Source organism: Xanthomarina sp. (genome assembly GCF_035306705.1).
Taxonomy (GTDB): Bacteria; Bacteroidota; Bacteroidia; order Flavobacteriales; family Flavobacteriaceae; genus Xanthomarina.
In genome coordinates this window covers 25,674-42,132 of record NZ_DATGNO010000025.1, presented here as the reverse complement: position 1 = coordinate 42,132, position 16,459 = coordinate 25,674, and the positions used below count along the sequence as shown (strand labels likewise).

17 protein-coding genes are annotated in these 16,459 nt (G+C 33.5%); 14 read left to right on the top strand and 3 right to left on the bottom strand.

Features of this window, described 5'->3' with window-relative positions:
* The coding region (locus VKY47_RS01930; RefSeq protein ID WP_324309913.1) for a class I tRNA ligase family protein at nucleotides 1–628 on the bottom strand (628 nt) is incomplete at its 3' end.
* A gap of 186 nt (nucleotides 629–814) precedes the next feature.
* On the opposite strand from VKY47_RS01930, the gene VKY47_RS01925 reads away from it, so the two are divergent.
* A complete protein-coding gene (locus VKY47_RS01925; protein WP_324309911.1) occupies nucleotides 815–1,240 on the top strand; it encodes a DUF1573 domain-containing protein in 426 nt (141 codons plus the stop codon).
* 50 nt (nucleotides 1,241–1,290) lie between these two features.
* Here VKY47_RS01925 and VKY47_RS01920 read toward each other — a convergent pair whose 3' ends face one another.
* Nucleotides 1,291–2,634, bottom strand: a complete 1,344-nt coding sequence (locus VKY47_RS01920) for a PDZ domain-containing protein (RefSeq protein WP_324309909.1) — start codon at nucleotides 2,632–2,634, stop codon at nucleotides 1,291–1,293.
* 219 nt (nucleotides 2,635–2,853) lie between these two features.
* Here VKY47_RS01920 and VKY47_RS01915 point away from each other — a divergent pair, with 219 nt between their 5' ends.
* The 10 genes from VKY47_RS01915 (at nucleotide 2,854) to VKY47_RS01870 (ending at nucleotide 12,729) form a co-directional block, all read left to right on the top strand.
* On the top strand, nucleotides 2,854–4,044 hold the full coding sequence (locus VKY47_RS01915) for a pyridoxal phosphate-dependent aminotransferase (protein ID WP_324309908.1): 1,191 nt from the start codon (nucleotides 2,854–2,856) through the stop codon (nucleotides 4,042–4,044).
* Entirely contained in the window at nucleotides 4,044–5,057 is a 1,014-nt protein-coding gene (gene murB / locus VKY47_RS01910) for a UDP-N-acetylmuramate dehydrogenase (RefSeq protein ID WP_324309907.1), read from the top strand. Before VKY47_RS01915 ends, murB begins: the two co-directional genes overlap by 1 nt.
* A 63-nt stretch (nucleotides 5,058–5,120) precedes the next feature.
* Nucleotides 5,121–5,654: an RNA polymerase sigma factor gene (locus VKY47_RS01905; RefSeq protein ID WP_324309906.1), complete on the top strand. Its 534-nt coding sequence runs from the start codon at nucleotides 5,121–5,123 to the stop codon at nucleotides 5,652–5,654.
* A gap of 8 nt (nucleotides 5,655–5,662) precedes the next feature.
* Nucleotides 5,663–6,460, top strand: coding sequence for an anti-sigma factor (locus VKY47_RS01900; RefSeq protein WP_324309905.1), 798 nt, complete (start codon nucleotides 5,663–5,665; stop codon nucleotides 6,458–6,460).
* Between the two features lie 149 nt (nucleotides 6,461–6,609).
* Nucleotides 6,610–6,813, top strand: a complete 204-nt coding sequence (locus tag VKY47_RS01895) for a membrane or secreted protein (protein WP_324309904.1) — start codon at nucleotides 6,610–6,612, stop codon at nucleotides 6,811–6,813.
* 6 nt (nucleotides 6,814–6,819) lie between these two features.
* On the top strand, nucleotides 6,820–7,932 hold the full coding sequence (locus VKY47_RS01890; protein WP_324309903.1) for a glycosyltransferase: 1,113 nt from the start codon (nucleotides 6,820–6,822) through the stop codon (nucleotides 7,930–7,932).
* Nucleotides 7,923–8,477 (top strand): RNA polymerase sigma factor, encoded by a 555-nt coding sequence (locus VKY47_RS01885; protein WP_324309901.1) that lies wholly within the window; start codon nucleotides 7,923–7,925, stop codon nucleotides 8,475–8,477. The genes VKY47_RS01890 and VKY47_RS01885 overlap by 10 nt, the downstream gene beginning before the upstream one ends.
* A gap of 101 nt (nucleotides 8,478–8,578) precedes the next feature.
* Complete coding sequence (gene lipA, locus VKY47_RS01880; RefSeq protein WP_324309900.1) at nucleotides 8,579–9,457, top strand: lipoyl synthase; 879 nt, start codon at nucleotides 8,579–8,581, stop codon at nucleotides 9,455–9,457.
* Nucleotides 9,457–10,455, top strand: a complete 999-nt coding sequence (gap, locus tag VKY47_RS01875; RefSeq protein ID WP_324309899.1) for a type I glyceraldehyde-3-phosphate dehydrogenase — start codon at nucleotides 9,457–9,459, stop codon at nucleotides 10,453–10,455. Before lipA ends, gap begins: the two co-directional genes overlap by 1 nt.
* A 48-nt stretch (nucleotides 10,456–10,503) precedes the next feature.
* Nucleotides 10,504–12,729: an ATP-binding protein gene (locus VKY47_RS01870; RefSeq protein ID WP_324309897.1), complete on the top strand. Its 2,226-nt coding sequence runs from the start codon at nucleotides 10,504–10,506 to the stop codon at nucleotides 12,727–12,729.
* On the opposite strand, the gene lpxK is transcribed toward VKY47_RS01870, so the two are convergent.
* A complete protein-coding gene (lpxK, locus tag VKY47_RS01865; RefSeq protein WP_324309895.1) occupies nucleotides 12,726–13,730 on the bottom strand; it encodes a tetraacyldisaccharide 4'-kinase in 1,005 nt (334 codons plus the stop codon). The two genes, VKY47_RS01870 and lpxK, sit on opposite strands and share 4 nt — an antisense overlap.
* A 52-nt stretch (nucleotides 13,731–13,782) precedes the next feature.
* Between lpxK and VKY47_RS01860 the strand changes: the two genes are divergently transcribed.
* The 3 genes from VKY47_RS01860 to msrA all read left to right on the top strand — a co-directional run bounded on the left by VKY47_RS01860 (nucleotide 13,783) and on the right by msrA (nucleotide 16,447).
* Nucleotides 13,783–14,877: a Nif3-like dinuclear metal center hexameric protein gene (locus VKY47_RS01860; protein ID WP_324309893.1), complete on the top strand. Its 1,095-nt coding sequence runs from the start codon at nucleotides 13,783–13,785 to the stop codon at nucleotides 14,875–14,877.
* 3 nt (nucleotides 14,878–14,880) lie between these two features.
* Nucleotides 14,881–15,660, top strand: coding sequence for a zinc ribbon domain-containing protein (locus VKY47_RS01855; RefSeq protein WP_324309891.1), 780 nt, complete (start codon nucleotides 14,881–14,883; stop codon nucleotides 15,658–15,660).
* Between the two features lie 118 nt (nucleotides 15,661–15,778).
* Nucleotides 15,779–16,447 (top strand): peptide-methionine (S)-S-oxide reductase MsrA, encoded by a 669-nt coding sequence (gene msrA, locus VKY47_RS01850; RefSeq protein ID WP_324309889.1) that lies wholly within the window; start codon nucleotides 15,779–15,781, stop codon nucleotides 16,445–16,447.
* Nucleotides 16,448–16,459: the final 12 nt, after the last annotated feature.

The window sequence follows — 16,459 nt, the reverse complement described above, 5'->3', positions numbered from 1 at the left end:
TTTCGTTGCTTCCTTCAATATCATATTGTAGGTAATATAGGTTTCCTTGACGTTCTTCATAAATAACCTCTTCATCAGAAAGTGTTGTTTTAGCTTCTGGATCCCAATTTACCATTCGGTACCCACGATAAATCAAGCCTTTATTATGTAAGTCGACAAAAACCTTGATTACAGCTTCAGACATATCGTCATCCATCGTGAATTTGGTTCTGTCCCAATCGCAAGAACATCCTAATTTTTTTAGTTGTTCCAAGATAACACCACCATATTCGTGAGTCCATTCCCAGGCATGGGCTAAAAACTCATCGCGGGTTAAGTCGTTTTTATCTATTCCTTGTTCTTTTAATTTGGCAACCACTTTAGCCTCTGTAGCAATAGAGGCATGGTCGGTACCAGGAACCCAACAAGCATTTTTACCCAATAAACGAGCTCGACGTATTAAAACATCTTGAATGGTATTGTTAAGCATATGGCCCATATGCAAGACTCCCGTTACGTTTGGCGGAGGAATTACAATGGTATATGGTTCTCTTTCATCTGGTGTAGAATGAAAATAATTGTGTTTCATCCAGTAGGTGTACCATTTACTTTCTACTTGACTGGCATCATATTTTGATGGAATTTGCATACTTTGGAATAGTTTTTGAAATATAACATACAAAAGTACTTATATTTATTTTTTTGGTAAAATTATATGCATGTATAATGTCTATTTATATAAGTTTAACATAATTTGAACTGTGTTATACGTCTAAAAATTTTGCAAAATGATTAAAAAGTAACTAAGTTTACCCTCTTATAAAATCATAAAATTATGAAACATTTATTTACAGTATTGTTTATCAGTTTGTTAAGTTTTTCAGTTTCTGCTCAAGAAAAAGCAGCAAAAATTGAATTCAAAACAGATGTTATTGACTATGGAACAATAGAAAAAGGTGCTGATGGTGTGCGTGTATTTGAATTCACAAATACTGGAAATGCCCCTTTAATTATTTCTAAGGTTAATTCTAGCTGTGGTTGTACCGTTCCAAAAAAACCGGAAGGACCTATTCAACCTGGTGAAACCGGTCAAATTGAAGTAAAATACGATACAAACCGTGTTATGCCAATTAGAAAGACTATAACAGTTATCTCTAACGCAGATACTCCAACTGTAGCCTTAAAAATTAAAGGAGATGTTATTGATCCTAGCAACACAAATGTTCTTGAGAAAAAAAGCACAAGTGTTATGCAGGAATAGATACAAAGTAAAAATTTAAAAAGAACCTTGAGACATACCTCAAGGTTTTTTTATTTTTCAAAAACATCTTCCAAGTAAAGCACAAAAGTAAGTGCTACGCCTTCTCTTTCTACTTCTAATTTTATACGTTGCCCATGTTTATCGTAAAACATGTGGCTAATCTCTTGCAAGCTATACCTGTCTGTAGATTTATTGTTAATGGACACAAGCACATCTCCCAACATTAATCCAGCTTTTTCGGCTGGGGAACCTTCACGAAGTTCCACAATGGAATATGCTGGTTGCAAAGCCAGTTTATAACTGGCATTTAATACGATAGGCGTTTTGGATACATTATTATCGTCTTTTGAGAAATCGGCTTTAGCTATATAATTATAATCCTTTTGCTTTACCAATCTTACGGCGTTCTGCTCCAATTCAATACCACTTTTATTATAGCTGAAATCATCTTGAAAATGCTTGTTTTTTTTAAATGAAATTGTTTTGCTTGAATAGTCGATAATTAGGTTAAACCGCTTTAAAAGATCACCAGCAATGCTACCATTTCTATCTTTATGCTGTTTAACATAGATTAAGGATTCAGAATCTGGAAAAGAAACATTCACCTTATTTAATTTAAAATGTCTTATTGAAACTTCTTCAATTTTAGATCGCTTTCCATAGACACTGCCGGTCAAGCCATGACCCAAAAAGTCTTCAAAAAAAACATTACTGGTTTTAATCCCCAAACTATCATCTTCAAAGAGCCACAAGGCATCACTTCCTCCAGAATCTATTAGTAGTTTTACAGGAATTTGTTTCTCAGCTATTTTAACGTCTAAATAAATATAGGGTTTGTTTTTATAAAACTCCATGTTTAAGGTTTCGCAAGAACGACAGGGCTTAGCTTTGTAAACATTTGGATTTGTAAGTCTAATATATTTGGAAACATAATTTACTTCCACCACAAAATCCTTGAACAAATCGTAGCCAATAATGCCATGTAATGGAAATCCAAGTCTTGGTGCGAAATTGAGATTCGAATTGAGAACCGCATACAGTTCTTGGTCGATATTAATGGCGTCGCCAATTTTTGAAATATTCTGTGTGGACTTCAAGGCTTTAATGGCTTCTCCTTCACCCAAACCTCGTAAAAAAATAGTTTCTGTGTTTTTAATTTGAAGCGAATCGGAAATGTTTAAAAAATTAAAAATTATAGTTTTATTAACGCCCGTATCCAAAATAAAAGAGAGCTCAATACCATTAATTTCTACAGGAATGATAATCAAGTTGTTGATAAGTTTAAATCGTATTTTATCCGATTCCCTTTTATTTTGGATGACAAAGTTGCCTTGCGAAAAACTAATAGTTTGAAGGCAACATGCAAAAAATAAAAACCAAATAATTTTTTTCATATGTTAGAACATTAAAAATAGATGAAAACACGTATTCTATAAACTCAAATATGCCATAAGCTTCGGCTAGTCATACTATATAAAATCTCTTGTTAATGAAATTACGAATTCTTTTATCATCTATTTAAATTCCGAGGAATTTTTTACCAAAACTTTAAGACAATTCTTCAGACCTTTCAGATAAATTTCAGAACTTTGCGTCTTTAATAAAATCGTATCATGCCAGCAATATCAAAAAAAGGGCAAAACATGCCACAATCGCCAATTAGAAAGCTAGTACCTTATGCTGAAATGGCTTATAAACAAGGAAAAACTGTTTATCACTTAAATATTGGACAACCAGATATTAAAACCCCCGAAATAGCTTTAGATGCTGTAAGAGTGCACTCTTTAGATATTTTGGCTTACACTAGATCTGAAGGTTCTGACGAATACAGAAATAAAATCGCCAATTACTATAGTCAACACGATATCGAAGTCACTAAAAGCGATATCATTGTAACTACTGGTGGAAGCGAAGCTTTATTATTTGCGTTTGGAAGTGTTATGGATACAGACGACGAAGTTATTATTCCTGAGCCATTTTACGCAAATTATAACGGATTCTCTACAGCTTCCGGCGTGAACATTGTTCCTGTAATTTCTAAAATTGAAGATAATTTCGCATTACCTCCAATCGAGGAATTTGAAAAATTAATTACTCCAAAAACCAAAGCTATTTTAATTTGCAATCCTGGAAATCCAACTGGATACTTGTATTCCAAAGAAGAAATTAAAAAACTAGCTGACATAGTAAAAAAACACGACCTCTTTTTAATTTCAGATGAAGTTTACCGAGAATTTGTATACGATGGTGCTACCCACTACTCCATTATGCAAGAAGAAGGTTTAGCGGAACATGCCATTATGATCGATTCCGTATCTAAACGCTACAGTATGTGCGGTGCAAGAATTGGTTGTTTGGTTTCAAAAAACAAAGAAGTAATTGCTACAGCATTAAAATTTGCACAAGCTAGATTAAGTCCACCAACCTTAGCTCAAATTGCTAGTGAGGCTGCTTTGCAAACACCACAAAGTTATTTTGATAATGTTATTGAAGAATACGTAGCTCGTAGAAATACATTAATAACTGAGTTAAAAAAAATAGAAGGTGTAAAAGTGGGGCAACCAAAAGGAGCCTTTTATTGTATTGTAGAACTTCCTGTAAAAAACTCGGATGCGTTTGCACAATGGCTTTTGGAAAGTTTTGATGTTAATGGCGAAACTGTAATGGTTGCTCCAGCTGCTGGGTTCTATTCGACTCCTGGAGTTGGCTTAAACCAAATTAGGATTGCCTATGTTTTAAACCAAGATAGTCTAAAAAGAGCTGTTAGTATTTTAAAAGAAGCTCTTAAAGTTTATAAAGACTAGTGCAAATTAAACACAACATATCTTTAAAAACATATAACACCTTTGGCATAAATGCTTTGGCCAAGTATTTTATTACTATTAATAATATAGAAGAGCTAAAACAAGCTCTAACATTAGATGGTTATCCAGATATTTTTGTGCTAGGTGGCGGTAGCAACATGCTACTTACAAAAAACATTGATGCCCTTGTGTTACATCTTAACATCAAGGGCATCTCTATTATTTCTGAAGATGAAGATTTTGCTATAGTTCAAGCAAATGCTGGCGAAAACTGGCACGAATTTGTACTTTGGTGTTTGGACAACAATTTTGGCGGTCTTGAAAATCTTTCTTTAATTCCTGGAAATGTTGGTTCTGCTCCCATTCAAAATATTGGAGCTTATGGTATTGAACTCAAAGATACTTTTGTGTCTTGTCAAGCTTTGGAAATAGCTTCAAAAACCTTAAAAACCTATACCAAAGAAGACTGCAAGTTCGATTATAGAAATTCTATTTTTAAACAAGAAGAAAAAGGAAAAAACATCATTTGCAATGTGACCTTTAAACTTTCCAAAAACAACCACACCCTTCACACCTCTTATGGTTCTATTGCTAATCAATTAGCTATCATGAATATTGAACATCCCTCCATTCAAGATGTTTCGCAAGCTGTAATTAAAATTAGACAGAGTAAACTCCCAGATCCTAAAAAAATAGGCAATAGTGGTAGTTTCTTTAAAAATCCTGTTATTCCAATAGAAAGCTATTCAAAATTAAAAGAAAACTTCCAAGACATTCCAGGTTATCCCGTTTCTGAAACCGAAATAAAGGTTCCAGCAGGTTGGCTTATTGAAAAAGCTGGCTTTAAAGGAAAACAATTTGGAGATTATGGCGTTCATAAAGACCAAGCTTTGGTTTTAGTAAACTACGGAAATGCCAATGGAGAAGAAATTTTGCAATTGGCAAGATTAATCCAAAAAACAGTAAAACAGCTTTTTAGCATTACTATAGATGCCGAAGTAAATATTATTTAAATTAAAAAAAAACTCTAACTTTGGTTTTTTAAGAATACTTAACAACCTATTAAATCACCAACCTTGAGCACACCCATTGAAATGGAAATAGTTGGCTTACTCCAAAAAGGAGACAAAAAAGCCATTACCTTGCTATACGAAAATTATGCAGATGCTTTATTTGGTGTCATATTAAAAGTTTTAAACGACGAGGAATTAGCTCAAGATGCCCTACAGGAAACTTTTATTAAAGTCTGGAGAAATGCCAAATCGTATAACGCCAAAAAAGCCAAGCTATTTACCTGGCTATATCGTATTGCATACAACACGGCCATAGATAAAGTTAGGTCGCAAACAAATAAAATAAGCAAGGAAGTCCAAATAGAAGCTTCCAACGTATATATGTTAACATCTGAGAGTTTAAACCAAGATGTTATGGATATTAAAACCCATCTAAAATCCTTGGATGAAAAATATCAAATAGTAATAAATGCACTCTTTTTTGAGGGCATGACACAACAAGAAGCAAGTGATGAATTAGACATTCCACTTGGGACTATTAAATCAAGATTAAAAATTGGATTACGTGAACTGAAAAAGATTTACGATCCAGAATAAAACGAGTCATGAATGATAAAATAAATACATTTTTAAATTCTGACCTATTAGAAAAGTATCTTTTAGGTGATACAACTCCTTCTGAAACAGAAAAAGTTGAAACTCACCTTTCTGAATACCCAGAGGTTCAGAATGCCTACAACACCTTGCAAAAAAATTTAGAAATTGTTTCTAAAAGCCAAGCTGTTGATGCTCCGAAACACATTTTAAATAATATTTTAAATGAGTTGGATAACACTCCAGTTATCAATATAAAGCCAATAAGAAAATACAGAAAGTGGTACCATTTAAGTATCGCTGCTAGTTTTGCTGCCTTAATTTTTGCTGGAAGTTCGTTTGTGTTTTTTACACAAAACCAAAATTTAAAAACTGAAAACCAAAAAATTGTAGATGAAATCTACGATTTAAGAAATGATATTAGCTTAAACAACAACAAGCTAAATGATATCATGCAACAGTTTAAACAACTTAATAATCCGGAGACTGAAAAATACATCATAACCGGAAATAACCGAGCTAAAAACCTTAAAACGGTAGCCTATATCAACCCTAAAGATAAAACGTCCATGATAGACGTAGTATCCTTACCGCAATTACCAGAAGATCAACAATATCAAATCTGGGCACAAGTACAGGACAAGATGGTTAGTTTAGGGATTTTAAGTGAAACAGATAGAGAATTAAAACAAATTCCTTATACTGAAAACGCTCTAGGATTAAGTATTACCATAGAAAACAAAGGAGGCAATCAAATAGGCTCTAAAGAAAATTCAGTAGCTGAAATTGCCCTTCAAAAACACAATTAAAAAGCGCCATATCCTTTTTAGTTTAAAGCCTCACTTTTGTAAAAAAAGTGAGGCTTTATTTTTATCATCTTTCATTAAAAAATCGTAAATTTGCATTACAGTTATAAGGCTTTTTAAAACCTGCCTTAAACTTAAAAATAAGCAAACACATGAAATTACTTTTAATAACTTTAATTTTACTAGGTCTTGCCATTGCTGGTATTGCAATAAAACTTTGGGCGAAAAAGGATGGGAAATTTGCTGGAACTTGCGCCAGTCAAAATCCTGCGCTTAATAAAAATGGCGAGTCTTGTGGGTTTTGTGGTAAAACTCCAGAACAATATAGCGATTGTAACGAACCTTCACACTCATAACCCAATATGGTGATACTTGAGGTGGCATTCTACGCCTTCCTGATTGTAGTTATTATTCAAGTTGTATTCTTTATTTTTTTCTTCGGAAAATTCGCTTTTCTAAAAGACAGGAAAGAACCTTCTAAGTCCATGCCAGTGTCCGTTATTATCTGTGCTAAAAACGAAGCAGAAAATTTAAAGAAATTCCTCCTTTCAGTCATTAATCAAGACTATCCAAATTTTCAAATTGTATTGATTAACGACGCTTCCTATGATGATACTTTCGAAATCATGGAAGAGTTCGCTTTACTTCACAGTAACATCAAACTTGTTAATGTAGTAAACAACGAAGCCTTTTGGGCCAATAAAAAATACGCGCTAACACTTGGAATTAAAGCAGCAAAATACAACCATCTCCTTTTTACAGATGCCGACTGCAAACCTGTTTCATCACAATGGATTACTGAAATGACGTCTCATTTCAGTGAAAAAAAATCTATCGTATTGGGTTATGGTGCTTACTCAAAAATTAAAAAATCGTTTCTAAATAAATTAATCCGATTTGAAACCTTTCTAACAGCCGTCCAATATTTTTCGTTTGCAAAACTCGGTTTACCTTATATGGGCGTGGGTAGAAATTTGGCCTATACAAAAGAAGCGTTTTTTAATGCCAACGGATTTATGAGTCACATGTACATCCGCTCCGGAGACGACGATTTATTTATCAATCAAATTGCCACCGCACAGAATACAGAGATTTGTTATTCTTTAGAGAGCAATACAGAATCAACACCTAAAACCACATACAAAGAGTGGCTTACCCAAAAAAGAAGACATATAACTACTGCCAATCATTATAAAGCAAAACATAAAACATTATTGGCTTTATTCTATATTTCAAACATCTTGTTTTGGATTTTAGCCATCGTTTTATTAGTTACATTATTTAGATGGGAATTTGTAATTCCATTGTTTTTTATAAGAGGCATCTCTCAATTTATTGTTTATAATAAAGCCTCTAAAAAACTCAACGAAAAAGATTTATTAATTTACATTCCGGTTTTAGAACTTTTTTTAATAGCTTTCCAATTAAGTATTTTTATTAACAACTTGATATCTAAACCCAAACATTGGAAATAAAAGAAGCCATACATAAAGCCAAGCAAAATGATCAAAAATCGTTTAACTTCCTATTGGATACCTACTGGGATTATGTTTATGGTTTTCAGCTTAAACGTGTGGAAAACGAAAACGATGCGGAAGACATTACTATCCAAACCTTTTCTAAAGCCTTCGATAAAATAGCCTCGTTTAATGACAAATACACCTTTAAAACATGGCTGATAACCATTTCTAAAAATATTCACATTGATTTAGTTCGAAAGGAAAAAAGACAACCTTCTAACACCATTTCCAACGACAATGATAATTCCTTTCATGATATTTTAGACGAATCCCCTTCAGCTGAAGATAAATTGATTACTGAACAGAATTTAGCAAAACTCTTGCGCGATATTAAAAAACTCAAACCCCATTATCAAGAAGTAATCAATTTAAGATACTTTCAAGAATTAAGCTACAAAGACATTTCAAAAGAGTTGAACGAACCCATAAACAACGTCAAAGTGAAATTGTTACGAGCTAAAAAATTACTCGCGGCCATAATTAAAACCAAATCCAAATAAATTTCTTTTCAAAATACCATTTTTCTTCATCCAATTTTATTTAGCTTAAGTAGTAGTTCTTCCTTACTTTTGTATCTTTGTATCACAAAAACACTTTGTAAATGGATAGCAAAACAGCTTCAAATATCTTACCTGCAAGAGAGGCAAAACCTAAATGGTTGCGGGTAAAATTACCTACTGGTAAAAAATATACGGAATTAAGAAGTCTTGTAGATAAATATAAACTAAACACCATTTGCACTTCTGGAAGTTGCCCTAATATGGGAGAATGCTGGGGAGAAGGCACTGCAACTTTCATGATTTTGGGCAATATCTGCACCCGTTCTTGTGGCTTTTGTGGGGTTCAAACCGGACGTCCAGAAACCTTGGATTGGGATGAACCAGAAAAAGTAGCGCGCTCCATAAAACTCATGAAAATTACCCATGCTGTTTTAACAAGTGTAGATAGAGACGATTTAAAAGATATGGGAAGTATTATGTGGGCAGAGACTATAAAAGCCGTTCGCAGAATGAATCCAGAAACCACCTTAGAAACCTTAATTCCAGATTTTCAAGGTATAGAACAACATATAGATAGAATTATAGATGTGGCTCCAGAAGTGGTTTCGCATAATATTGAAACTGTAAGACGTTTAACCAGAGAAGTTAGAATTCAAGCTAAATACGACCGAAGTCTAGGTGTTTTAAAATACTTAAAAGATCAAGGACAACGCCGAACAAAATCTGGTATCATGCTTGGACTTGGGGAAACTCGAGAAGAAGTTATCGAAACCTTACACGACCTTAGAGAAAATGACGTGGATGTAGTTACTATTGGTCAATACTTACAACCAAGTAAAAAACATTTACCTGTTAAACAATTTATTTTACCAAACCAATTTGACGAATACAAGCAAATTGGATTGGATTTAGGTTTCAGACATGTAGAAAGTAGTGCCTTGGTGAGATCTTCATACAAAGCTCAAAAACATATAAATTAATGATCCATGTTGCTATAAACGGTTTTGGACGTATTGGCAGACGCGTTTTTAGATTATTGCAAGACAACAAAAACATTCAAGTTGTTGCAATAAACGATCTTGCAGACACTAGAACCTTAAGCCATCTACTTAAATACGACAGCATTCACGGTATATTTAAAGAACAAGTTTCTTTTGATGAGGGTCATGTTATTGTGAATGATATAAAAATCCCCTTCTTACATGTCAGTCATCCAAAAGACATCAATTGGAAACCATATCATGTAGACATTATTATTGAAGCTAGCGGAAAATTTAAAAGCCGGGAAGCCCTTGAACATCATATTAAAAATGGCGCCAAAAAGGTAATTTTAAGTGTTCCTCCATTAGAAGACGATATTAAAACCGTTGTTTTAGGAGTTAACAACAACATTCTTAATGGAGATGAAACCATTGTGTCCAATGCATCTTGCACGACAAACAATGCCGCTCCAATGATTGATATTATTAATAAACTTTGTGGTGTAAAACAAGCTTATATTACAACAATACATTCTTACACCACAGATCAAAGTTTACACGACCAGCCCCATAAAGATTTACGCCGTGCTAGAGCTGCAGGTCAATCCATCGTACCTACAACTACAGGTGCGGCCAAGGCATTAACTAAAGTATTTCCAGAACTCTCAGAGGTTATTGGAGGTTGTGGCATTCGGGTTCCTGTTGCCAATGGCTCTTTAACAGATATTACTTTTAATGTGGAAAGAACGGTAACTATTGAAGACATTAACAGGGCATTTAAATGGGCTTCAGAAAACAGCTATAAAGGTATTTTGGAATATACCGAAGATCCCATAGTTTCTATTGATATTGTAGGGAACACGCACTCTTGTATTTTCGATTCCCAAATGACTTCAGTGATTGGAAACATGGTAAAAATAATTGGTTGGTACGATAATGAAACAGGATATTCTAGCAGAATTATTGATTTAATTTGCGATATGTCGATAAAAAAGTAACTTTTATCGAATAAATATTTATATTTGTTTTTAATAGTTAACTAAAAAATGTCCCGATTCAACAATTACATAGCTGCTATTATACTGTTGTTGAGCTTTAGCGCTTCATCTCAAACTTCTATGGATGAAGATCCTGAAACCATCCAAAACACCATCGACTATCGTATTAATCAAGCCCAAAAAGATATTGATAAAAATGCCTATTTTGAAGCTCAAGAAAAATATAATGAAGCTTTAGAACTGGCAATTAAAATTGACAATAAGAAAAGTATTGGCATTATTTATTCCAAAATAGGAAAGCTGCAATATAATATTGAGGAACCCGACGAGGCTATAAAATCCCTAATTAAAGCCAACGAAGTACAACGTTTTGCGAAAGATGATGTCAACCTTGCGGAAACATATAAAATCCTTGGAAATGTTTATATCGGTAAAAAACAATACCAACAAGCATTGGATTACTATAAATCTTCCAAAACACTTTTCGAACAAGAGGGTTTAAACAATTTTGTAGCTGAAGTCCTTTTATACGAAGGCACCACTTACATACAATTAAAGGAGTATGAGCTTGCAAAATCGCACTTATCAAAATCTATGGCAATAGCTAAAAGATACGATTTAGAGAAGATTTTAAGTAGCTCGAAAATTAATTTAGGAACAGCACTTTTATACCTAGGAGAAAAAGAAGCTGCTCTGGATCAGGCTAATGAAGGTATAAAAATAGCCCAAGCGCATAAATTTAACAACATACTAAACGAAGGTTATCTAATTCTAAGCGACTTAAGCCAAGAAACTGGAAACCACAAACTAGCTAACGAGTATTTAAAAAAACACATTGCATTAAACGATTCGTTATTAACCCTTAAACGAAGTAGTTTATCGCAAGAAAAAAGATTGCAACTACTTATTAATAACCAAACGGAATATCAAAAAAAGCAATTGGCCGATTTAGAAGAACAAAAAGCTGCCAACAATTTAAACAAGTTAACCACCATTTTAAGTATTGCGTTAATTACTATTTTATCCTTATTAACCTTATCTCTATATAAAAACAACAACATAAGGTTGAAAACAAATAACATGCTGCACAAAAAAAATGCGGAGTTAATTGTTTCTAAAGAAAAGGCTGAACTAGCTTCCAAAACTAAAGCAAACTTCTTGTCCACAGTTACTCACGAATTAAGAACGCCGCTTTATGCTGTAACCGGGCTCACTAATATGTTGTTGGAAGAAGATCCTAAACCAGACCAAATTCAGCATTTAAAATCGCTAAAATTCTCTGGGGATTACTTATTGACTTTTATTAACGACATCCTTCAAATCAATAAAATTGAAGCCAATAAGGTAGACATAGATCCAGAAGCCTTTAGTCTTAAAAAGAAAATGACAAATATTATTGCAGCCTTAAACAACTCGGCAGCAGATAATAATATTAAAATCCATTTGGAATACGACCCTCAACTTCCTATGAATTTCATGGCAGATCAAATTAAAATATCACAAATTTTAATTAATTTAGTTGGAAATGCCATCAAATTCACAAAAGATGGAGACATCTGGGTACGTGCTATTTTTGCTGGGAAAGCAGACGACATCTATCGAGTGAAATTTGAAATAGAAGATAACGGAATTGGAATTAGCCAAGAAAAGCAAAACCAACTTTTCGAAAGTTTCTCTCAAGGTTCTATTCAAATAAACAGAAAATATGGCGGAACTGGATTGGGATTATCGATTGTAAAAGGCCTGATCCAAATTCTAAAAGGAACTATTTCTTTAAAAAGTGAACTTGGAAAAGGATCAAAATTCAGTTTTGAATTACCTTTAAAATATGCCGAAAAAGTAGAAACACATGAAGAAATACAATACTTTAAAGATATTAATGAAATCGACTTAAAAGACATTAATATTTTAGTTGTCGAGGATAATAAGATCAATCAAATGATTACCAAGAAAATCCTTAACAAAATGAAACTAAATTGCGACGTGGTTGATAATGGCGAGGATGCTGTAGAGATAGTTAAACACAAGGATTACCACGTTATCTTAATGGACATCCATATGCCTGGAATTAGTGGCTTAGAAGCTACTAGAATTATTCGAACCTTTAATAAAGACATTACCATTTTTGCACTTACTGCTGTAACTCTTGAAGATAAAATGCATGAGTTTGATGAAGCTGGATTTGACGATATTATCTCAAAACCATTCAAGCAAGAAGATTTCGAAAAGAAACTTTACGACGCTTTAATCCAACAAGATTCGCAAACGGTTTAAGTCCGTACAAAGTTTAAAATCTCCTTATTAAATACCTCCGGATTGTCTATGGAAACTTCTATAGGAAGATAAAATAATTTATCCTTTAATTGAATGTTATCCTTTAAACGCATATAATCTTTTTCGGTTGTAAGAATACATTCCAATTTCGCTAAATTAGCAAGCTCCTTCTCAGAGAAACTATGATGATCCTTAAAGTTCAAATGCTTAAACTCTAATTTATTCATCTTTAAATACGCTATTAATGGACTCGGATTTGCAATTCCTGTAACCAAAGTAAACGGTTTCAAATCGGTTAAACTCACATTCTTTGTAGCTGAAATCACTTCCTTAGAATAGTTAATAGAACTAAAAAACACCAACTGATTTGCCTCAGAATGCAATTTCATTTCAATCTGTTCCTTTTCTTGAGAAGACAAGCCTATCGGACATTTTGTAACTACAATAACATGAGCTCGTTTAGCGCCACTTTTAGGCTCTCTTAAATTACCAGTGGGCAAAACAAAATCATTACAATACAAATCACCATAAGCAGTTAGAAGGATGTTAAATCCAGCCTGTACTTTTCTATGCTGAAAAGCGTCATCCAACAAAATAACATCAGGTTTGTTATTCAAACTTTGTAAGTTTTCAATACCATTCAGCCTACTCGCATCTACGGCCACAAAAATATCTTCGCCAAATTTATTATAAAACTGAAAAGGTTCGTCTCCAAGAGTTTTAGCAGAATCGGTTGCATTCGCCAATTTAAAGCCATCAGTTTCACGTTTGTATCCTCTGCTTAAAGTTGCCAGTTTGTAATCGGTTTTCAGTAAACGGATTAAATATTCAATCATGGGGGATTTCCCAGTTCCTCCAACACTTAAATTTCCTACGCAAATAACAGGAAATGAATAAGATTTACTTTTTTTCCAACCAAAATCGTATAATTTATTTCTGGTCCAAGTCACTAAAAAGTAAATTGGAACAATAGGAAACAAGATGTAGCGTAAGAATTTCATTAAAGCGAATTTAAATATTTTATCTTTGTTTGAAACTTAATAACATAAAATTATGATAGTTCAAGATGTCATAAATCATATTGAAACACTTTCACCTCTAGCCTATGCCGAGGATTTCGACAATGTTGGGCTACTCGTTGGAGATAAAAACAGCAAATTAACAGGTGTTTTGGTAACCTTAGACACTTTAGAAGCTGTAGTTGACGAAGCCATTGCAACCAACTGCAACCTAATTGTTAGTTTTCATCCCATTATTTTTAAAGGCTTAAAAAAGCTAACAGGAAAAAGCTATGTGGAGCGCGTTGTTATGAAAGCCTTAAAAAACGACATTGCTATTTACGCCATGCATACAGCTTTGGACAACTCCATTTTAGGGGTCAATAATATGATTTGTGAAAAGTTAGGTCTAAAAAACCGAAACATATTGATCCCACAATCCCAAACCATAAAAAAACTCATCACTTTTGCGCCAAAAAATGAAGCAGAAAAATTGAGAAATGCCTTATTTGAAGCTGGAGCAGGAAGCATAGGCAATTACGATAACTGCAGTTTTAACACAGAAGGTTTTGGCACTTACAGGGGAAACGAAGATTCTAATCCAACCATAGGAAAAAAAGGAGAAACTCACCAAGAAGCAGAAACGCAAATTTCCATAACCTTTCCAAAACACTTGGAATCCCAAATTTTAAAGGCACTTTTCAAAACGCATTCTTATGAAGAAGTTGCTTATGAAATTACTACGCTTGAAAATAAAAACCAACATATAGGCATGGGAATGATTGGAGTGCTGGAAAATGCACTATCTGAAAAGGACTTTTTACAACTTCTTAAAACCAATATGACAGCTGAAGGTATCAGACATTCAAAATTACTTGGAAAAAACATCAAAAAAGTAGCTGTTTTAGGAGGTTCCGGAAGTTTTGCAATTGCAGCCGCAAAAGCTGCAAAAGCAGACATTTTTGTGACGGCAGATTTAAAGTACCACGACTTTTTTACAGCTGAAAACCAGCTTGTTTTAGCCGATATTGGTCATTATGAAAGTGAACAATTCACAAAAAACCTTTTAGTTGCATATCTTACAAAAAAAATCACTAATTTTGCAATCGTTTTATCAAAGACAAACACCAATCCTGTTAAGTATTTTTAAACTATGGCAAAAAAGAAAGAAGCAACTGTAGAAGAGCGTTTAAGAGATTTATACGACTTACAACTTATCGATTCTCGTATCGATGAAATTAGAAATGTTCGTGGAGAACTTCCTTTAGAAGTTCGTGATTTAGAAGATGAAGTTGCGGGACTAAACACCAGATTAGAAAAACTAGAATCTAGCTTAGAGTCTATAGACAATCAAATTAACGGTAAAAAGAATCTTATTGAAGAATCTAAATCGTTAATAAAAAAATACAGCGAGCAACAAAAAAACGTTAGAAATAACAGAGAATACAACTCCATTACCAAAGAAGTTGAATTCCAAGAATTAGAAATTGAACTTGCTGAAAAACACATTAAGGAATTTAGAGTTCAAATTGATCAGAAAAAATTAGTAATTGCTGAAACTAAAGAACGTTTAAAAGCGCGTCAGTCGCACTTAAAACATAAAAAGAGCGAATTGGACGCTATTTTAGCCGAAACTGAAAAAGAAGAAGTTGCTTTAATTAAAAAATCTGAAGAATATAGATCTAGTATCGAAGAGCGTTTAGTAAAAGCGTACATGCGTATTAGAACGAATGTTAAAAACGGACTTGCAGTTGTAGCTATTGAAAGAGGTGCCTCTGGTGGATCTTTCTTTACTATTCCACCACAAGTACAAATGGAAATTGCATCTCGTAAAAAAATCATTACTGATGAGCATAGCGGACGTATTCTTGTTGACGCTGTTTTAGCTGAAGAGCAAAAGGAGAAAATGCAGAAAATGTTTTCTAAACTATAATTTAGTATAGAATATAAATTTAAAGCCTTCATTTTTATGAGGGCTTTTTTTATTTAAAATATTTGGTATTTATTATAAGGTTCTTAATTCCATTCCGACCAACTTTAAAATAGAAATAATGTTAAACATAAATTCCGTAGTCTCCACTTTTTTAATTGTACTGTTTTTTAGTTGCAATAACATGGCGCAACAAAACCCAGAACAACAAGCTATAATAAATGCAAAAGCTACTCAGGTCCCTTTGCAAAACGGGAAAGCTAAAGCCTATTTTGCCAGTGGTTGCTTTTGGTGTGTAGAAGCCATTTACGAAAGTGTTTATGGTGTGGAAGAAGTTGTTTCTGGATATGCTGGAGGACACACAAAAAATCCTACATATGCGTCTAGTAACACAGGAAGAACTGGACATGCCGAAGCAGTTGAAGTTATTTACAATCCAGAGTTAATAAGTTTCTCCACCTTGGTTGATGTGTACTTTGGCTCTCAAAATCCGACACAGGTAAATGGACAAGGTCCAGATCACGGTTCGCAATATCGCTCCATTATATTTTATCAAAATAACGAGCAAAAAAAAATTATAGAAACTAAAAAAGAAGAATTATCTAAAAAGTTACATGCAACTATTGCTGCTGAAGTTTATCCGTTTACCAAGTTCTGGGTTGCAGAAGATTATCATCAAAACTACGAGAAACTTAACCCTGAAAATCCGTATGTACAAAATGTATCCATTCCAAGATTGAATAAATTCAAGGCTAAATTTCCTGAATTGTTAAAGGAGAATAAAAAATAAACCTATTTGTAA

Bases quoted from the DNA above. Each gene is read 5' to 3' on its own strand.
- VKY47_RS01855 (WP_324309891.1), top strand. From the start codon at position 14,881: ATGGCAAAAAAGAAAGAAGCAACTGTAGAAGAGCGTTTAAGAGATTTA.
- VKY47_RS01870 (WP_324309897.1), top strand. From the start codon at position 10,504: ATGTCCCGATTCAACAATTACATAGCTGCTATTATACTGTTGTTGAGC.
- msrA (WP_324309889.1), top strand. From the start codon at position 15,779: ATGTTAAACATAAATTCCGTAGTCTCCACTTTTTTAATTGTACTGTTT.
- VKY47_RS01890 (WP_324309903.1), top strand. From the start codon at position 6,820: ATGGTGATACTTGAGGTGGCATTCTACGCCTTCCTGATTGTAGTTATT.
- VKY47_RS01920 (WP_324309909.1), bottom strand. From the start codon at position 2,634: ATGAAAAAAATTATTTGGTTTTTATTTTTTGCATGTTGCCTTCAAACT.
- VKY47_RS01915 (WP_324309908.1), top strand. From the start codon at position 2,854: ATGCCAGCAATATCAAAAAAAGGGCAAAACATGCCACAATCGCCAATT.
- VKY47_RS01895 (WP_324309904.1), top strand. From the start codon at position 6,610: ATGAAATTACTTTTAATAACTTTAATTTTACTAGGTCTTGCCATTGCT.
- lipA (WP_324309900.1), top strand. From the start codon at position 8,579: ATGGATAGCAAAACAGCTTCAAATATCTTACCTGCAAGAGAGGCAAAA.
- VKY47_RS01900 (WP_324309905.1), top strand. From the start codon at position 5,663: ATGAATGATAAAATAAATACATTTTTAAATTCTGACCTATTAGAAAAG.
- lpxK (WP_324309895.1), bottom strand. From the start codon at position 13,730: ATGAAATTCTTACGCTACATCTTGTTTCCTATTGTTCCAATTTACTTT.
- VKY47_RS01925 (WP_324309911.1), top strand. From the start codon at position 815: ATGAAACATTTATTTACAGTATTGTTTATCAGTTTGTTAAGTTTTTCA.
- gap (WP_324309899.1), top strand. From the start codon at position 9,457: ATGATCCATGTTGCTATAAACGGTTTTGGACGTATTGGCAGACGCGTT.
- VKY47_RS01860 (WP_324309893.1), top strand. From the start codon at position 13,783: ATGATAGTTCAAGATGTCATAAATCATATTGAAACACTTTCACCTCTA.